General features: G+C 30.0%; 6 protein-coding genes. 3 read left to right on the top strand and 3 right to left on the bottom strand.

Features of this window, described 5'->3' with window-relative positions; all coding sequences use genetic code 11:
* From secF to obgE, 3 genes are all read left to right on the top strand, one after another.
* The coding region (secF, locus tag ACTG3S_RS13520; RefSeq protein WP_439129867.1) for a protein translocase subunit SecF at positions 1 to 965 on the top strand (965 nt) is incomplete at its 5' end.
* A 107-nt stretch (positions 966 to 1,072) separates the two neighbouring features.
* Entirely contained in the window at positions 1,073 to 2,191 is a 1,119-nt protein-coding gene (locus tag ACTG3S_RS13525; protein ID WP_439129868.1) for an adenylate kinase, read from the top strand.
* An 84-nt stretch (positions 2,192 to 2,275) separates the two neighbouring features.
* Entirely contained in the window at positions 2,276 to 3,265 is a 990-nt protein-coding gene (gene obgE, locus ACTG3S_RS13530) for a GTPase ObgE (protein WP_439129869.1), read from the top strand.
* A 31-nt stretch (positions 3,266 to 3,296) separates the two neighbouring features.
* On the opposite strand, the gene ACTG3S_RS13535 is transcribed toward obgE, so the two are convergent.
* The 3 genes from ACTG3S_RS13535 to ACTG3S_RS13545 form a co-directional block, all read right to left on the bottom strand.
* Positions 3,297 to 3,683: a hypothetical protein gene (locus ACTG3S_RS13535; protein WP_439129870.1), complete on the bottom strand. Its 387-nt coding sequence runs from the start codon at positions 3,681 to 3,683 to the stop codon at positions 3,297 to 3,299.
* 131 nt (positions 3,684 to 3,814) lie between these two features.
* Positions 3,815 to 4,750 (bottom strand): hypothetical protein, encoded by a 936-nt coding sequence (locus tag ACTG3S_RS13540; protein ID WP_439129871.1) that lies wholly within the window; start codon positions 4,748 to 4,750, stop codon positions 3,815 to 3,817.
* Positions 4,751 to 4,798: 48 nt separating this feature from the next.
* Positions 4,799 to 5,332, bottom strand: a 534-nt coding sequence (locus ACTG3S_RS13545; RefSeq protein WP_439129872.1) for a tetratricopeptide repeat protein, incomplete at its 5' end; no start/stop codon positions are given.

Here is a 5,332-nt window from a genome sequence, read left to right on the forward strand (position 1 = left end):
GTTGGTTCCAAAATATTAATGTAGCCTTCTTAAGAAAACGTAAGATTGCATACGTAATTTCTGGAGCAATTATTATTGCAGGGATTGTTTCAATTTTCTCTATAGGATTAAAACAAGGGGTAGACTTTAAAGGTGGTCGTTCTTATGTAGTTCGTTTTGACCAAGACTTGAACGCTACAGAAGTTGCAGGAACTTTAAAAGATGCTTTTGGTACAGCTCCAGAGGTTAAAACCTATGGTACAGCTAATCAATTAAAAATAACAACCGTTTATAAAATTGATGAAGAAGGCCAAGAAGTAGATGAAGAAGTACAAAATACTTTATTTACGGGTTTAAAATCTTATTTAGGAAACACATCATATGAAAACTTTAAACCTGGTTTCGAAAAACAAGGTGCAGGTGTTATGAGTTATATGAAAGTAGAACCGACCATTGCAGATGATATTAAAACATCAGCATTGTATGCAGTATTTGGATCATTATTAGTAGTTTTCTTATACATTTTATTACGTTTTAGAAAAATATCATTCTCTATTGGTGCAGTAGTAGCTGTATTTCATGATGTATTAATTGTATTGGGTGTATTTTCTATCACATACAGTTTTATGCCATTTGACATGGAAATTGGGCAATCGTTTATTGCAGCCATATTAACTGTAGTTGGTTATTCGCTAAATGATACCGTGGTTATTTTTGATAGAATTAGAGAATTTGCAGGCATACACACAAAATGGAAATATAACGAAGTTGTAGATAAAGCATTAAGCTCTACATTGGGTAGAACTATCAATACATCTTTAACAACTTTATTAGTTATGTTAGCCATTTTCTTATTTGGTGGAGATTCTATTAAAGGATTTATGTTTGCTTTAATAGTAGGTGTTATTGTAGGTACCTACTCATCATTATTTGTAGCAACGCCTATTATGTTTGATGCTACTAAAAAAGAAGAAAAAAACAACTAGTTTTTTAACAACATAAAAAAACCGTTTTCCATAAAAAGCCTGAATTTTATTCAGCAAATGGAAAACGGTTTTTTCATTTAATTTATAGCATTTATATTTGCACTCTTATGAGCATTATAAAATTACACGATTTATATTTTAGACCTTACATAGAGAAGGATAAAATTTCGGCTATTGTTAAATATTTAGCAAGAGTAGTAAAAGCAGATTTACCAAAGAACGAAGTACCTATTTTTGTAGGTATTTTAAATGGTTGCTTTCTATTTGCTGCAGATTTTATAAGAGCTTTTGATGGCGATTGTGAAGTTTCTTTTGTAAAATTAGCGTCTTATGATGGAACAAAAAGTTCAGAAAATGTTAGAGAATTAGTAGGCATTAATGAAGACCTGACCAACAGAACTGTAATCATTTTAGAGGACGTAATAGATACTGGTAATACATTACAAGAAATTTATGCTATTTTTAAAGATAAAAATGTAAAACAATTAAAAATTGCTACCCTATTATTTAAACCAGACGTTTTTAGAAAAGAATTACCAATAGACTATATAGGCCTTAGTATAAAAGACAAATTTGTAGTAGGCTATGGTTTAGATTATAATGGTTTAGGAAGAAATTATCCAGAAATATATCAACTAACAACACCACCAAAAATGAAAAACATCGTATTATTTGGCCCTCCAGGAGCAGGGAAAGGTACACAAGCAGAATTTTTAAAAGACATGTATAATTTGGTACACATTTCTACAGGAGATGTGTTTAGGTTCAATATAAAAAACCAAACAGAACTTGGTTTATTAGCAAAAAAATACATGGACGATGGTAATTTGGTACCAGATGAAGTAACCATAAATATGTTAAAAGCAGAAGTAGAAAAAAATACAGATGCTAATGGTTTTATTTTTGATGGTTTTCCAAGAACACAATCTCAAGCAGAAGCTTTAGATGCATTTTTAGGGGAAAAAGGAGAACAAATAAACGGAATGATTGCTTTAGAAGTACCCGAAGATTTATTAGTAGAGCGTCTGTTAGAAAGAGGAAAAACGAGTGGTAGAACAGATGATACTGATGAAGGTAAAATTAGAAATCGTTTTAACGAATACAATACAAAAACAGCTGTTTTAAAAGATTATTTTGAAGCACAAGGAAAATATTACGGAATTAACGGCGTAGGCTCTATTAAAGAAATTACCCAAAGAATATCTGAGGTATTTATTAAACTGTAAAAACGTGTAACTGTTTAAGCGTTTAATTGTTTAAGCAACGAGTTCAATTACACGTTTCAACAATTACACAATTACACAAAAACTATGACTGAAGGAAATTTTGTTGATTACATAAAAATATACGCATCTTCTGGAAAAGGTGGGCAGGGTTCTGCGCATTTACACAGAGAAAAATACATTACCAAAGGTGGACCTGATGGTGGTGATGGTGGACGTGGAGGACACATTATTTTGCGTGGAGATAAAAATATGTGGACATTATTTCACCTAAAATTTAAACGTCATTTTAGAGCGACACAAGGTGGAGCAGGAAGCAAAAGTAGAAGTACAGGTCATGATGGAGAAGATGTTTACATAGACGTTCCCTTAGGAACGATTGTAAGAGATGCAGACACAGACGAAATTCTTTACGAAATTACAGAAGATCAAAAAGAAGTTATTTTATTACCTGGAGGAAAAGGTGGTTTGGGTAACTGGAATTTTAAATCTTCTACAAACCAAACACCAAGATATGCTCAACCTGGTATAGATGGACAAGAAGGTTGGTTTAGAATAGAATTAAAATTATTAGCTGATGTTGGTTTGGTTGGTTTCCCAAATGCAGGTAAATCTACTTTATTATCTGTTTTAACTGCTGCAAAACCTAAAATTGCAGATTATGCATTTACTACTTTAAAACCTAACTTAGGTATAGTAGAATATAGAGATTATAAGAGTTTTGTAATTGCAGACATACCTGGTATTATAGAAGGTGCTGCAGAAGGCAAAGGTTTGGGGCATCGTTTTTTACGTCATATAGAACGTAATTCTACCTTACTTTTTTTAATTCCTGCTGATAGTGATGATATTAATAAAGAATATGAAATTCTTTTAAATGAGTTGAAAAAACACAATCCAGAATTATTAGACAAAGACCGTTTGTTGGCGATTTCTAAAACAGATATGTTAGATGATGAGTTAAAAGCAGAGATTAAAGCAGAACTGCCAAAAGGTGTTGAGGCTTTATTTATTTCTTCTGTTGCACAAACTGGTTTACAAGAATTAAAAGACAAACTTTGGCAAATGCTGAATTAGATATTTTAATTTAAAAATCTCTCCAAAAAATTTACTCTTTTAACTGAATTTGAATCGGTAAACTGTATTTTGTGGTTACAGGAATCCCCATTTTATTCGCAGCAAAAACCTTAGGTAAATTATCAATAATATCTGTAAGTAAACTATCTAACCTTGGTAACTGCTTTTTAATATTTTCTGAAGAATGAATACTATCTAACATGAAATTGCCTTTGCCATCTATTAAAACATCTACATAAATTTTTTCGTTGATAGAATCTTGTATTTTAAAACTATGCTGGTTTAGCTTCTCTCCTATTTTTTTATGAATCGTATTTTTAAAACAAGCAAATTTTGCTTCTTTTTCTATAATAGAATCGCAAATTTTAAAAGATGGATACGTATCTACAGAAGTAAAATCGATAACTGTATCTAACACTTTTTCATTTTTTGAATTGGTAAACGAAAAATAATCGCACGAAGTGCAAAAAATAATCATCATCAAAAAAGAAAGCGAACGCAAAAACATAAATTGAATTATTGCGTGAATTTACTAAATTTTACAGACATTTAGCCCTTTTTTTCATCATCACCTTCTACAATTAAAGTAAATATAAAACCATACTTAACATTTACATTTTTTCCTCTTTGTGTTCCTGGTTTCATTTTAGGTAGAAGCTCCATTACTCTAACAACTTCTTTTTGTATTTCTGGGTGTGGTGCTCTAACATTTATATCCTTTACAAAACCAGTATTTTTAACTGTAAAAGTTATAAACACTTTTTTTCTACCTGAAGATAGTCCTAATTGATTTGCCAAATCTGTATTAAATTTTCTTGTAAAATGATTTTGCACATTTTTACTAAAACAATCTTTCCTTTCTCTATTAGAACCTGAACATCCAGGAAAAATAGGCGCAACTTCAATTATTGAAAAAGGCACATTTTCGGGTTCGCCACCGTTAATGATATTTTTTGAGGTATTGTCTGCATTTACAGCTTTGATCCCTTGGTCAGATTCAGAATTTTCTAAAGACTCTTTTTCTATAAAAACATCATCTTTTATTGAATCCTTTTTAACCTCTGGTTTTACAACAGGCTTAACTGTAGAAGTATCTTTTTTTATAACTTTTTTTATATCTTTTTTTGGTTTGCTTGTGTTTTCAAGCCCATCTATGGTGTCTGTATACAAAACCAACATTTCTGTATACTCCTCTAATTTTTTATTCTTTTCTAAATTAAAATAAGCTTTTAGGTATTCTTTCGCTTTTTTATATTTTTTATTGTCGTAGTAAAATTTAGCTCCAAAAATAGCAACTTCTTTTCTAGAAATTCCATCATCATACAAAACAGTTTTCTCTAAATATTCTGCTGTTTTTTCTACGTCTTTTGCCTTATAGCTGTCTAAAGTTCTTTTAAAGTAAACTTTGGCAATGACTTTTTTATCTTGCGCATTTAAAGATAAAATAGAGAACATACATAAGAATAAGAAAGTAATTGATTTCATTATAATGTTTTTATTATAAGTGCGAAATTAATACTTTAATTTTAAAAATTATTTTAATGTTTCTCCTTTCATAAAATAATCTTTTTTAATACTTGTAATTCTATTGGTTACAAAATCAGTCATTTCTTTATCTTTTTCAAAAAAACGACTCTTGTAGTGTTTATATAATTTGTATGCTATTTTTTTGTCTTTGTAATAGCCATCAGATAGTTTTGCTTGCTGAAAAAGTGCTTTGTAGTTTCTAGGGTTTTCTTCGAAAGCTTTTTTAAAATATCGAATTGCAACTGCTGGTTTTTTTTGCTCGTAATTTAGAGTTGCTAAGCCATAATAAGCATCATCTCTTTTTTCTTTACCAACGGTAGTTGCCATAAAATAACGAAACATAGCGGTCTTATAATCTTTCTCTTTTAAAGCTATATTGCCTAAATAAGTAAGTGCTCTAAAATCTTCAAAATCTATTTTAATTACATTTTTAAAACGTTCTTGTGCGCTTTTAAAATCCTCTAAATGATAATATACCTTACCTAACATATTGTTGGTAAAATGTTCCATTTTTTCTAAACTATCTAGTTGTAACAAAAC

It is taken from the genome of Polaribacter sp. (assembly GCF_965656025.1).
In the GTDB taxonomy this organism is placed as follows: domain Bacteria; phylum Bacteroidota; class Bacteroidia; order Flavobacteriales; family Flavobacteriaceae; genus Polaribacter.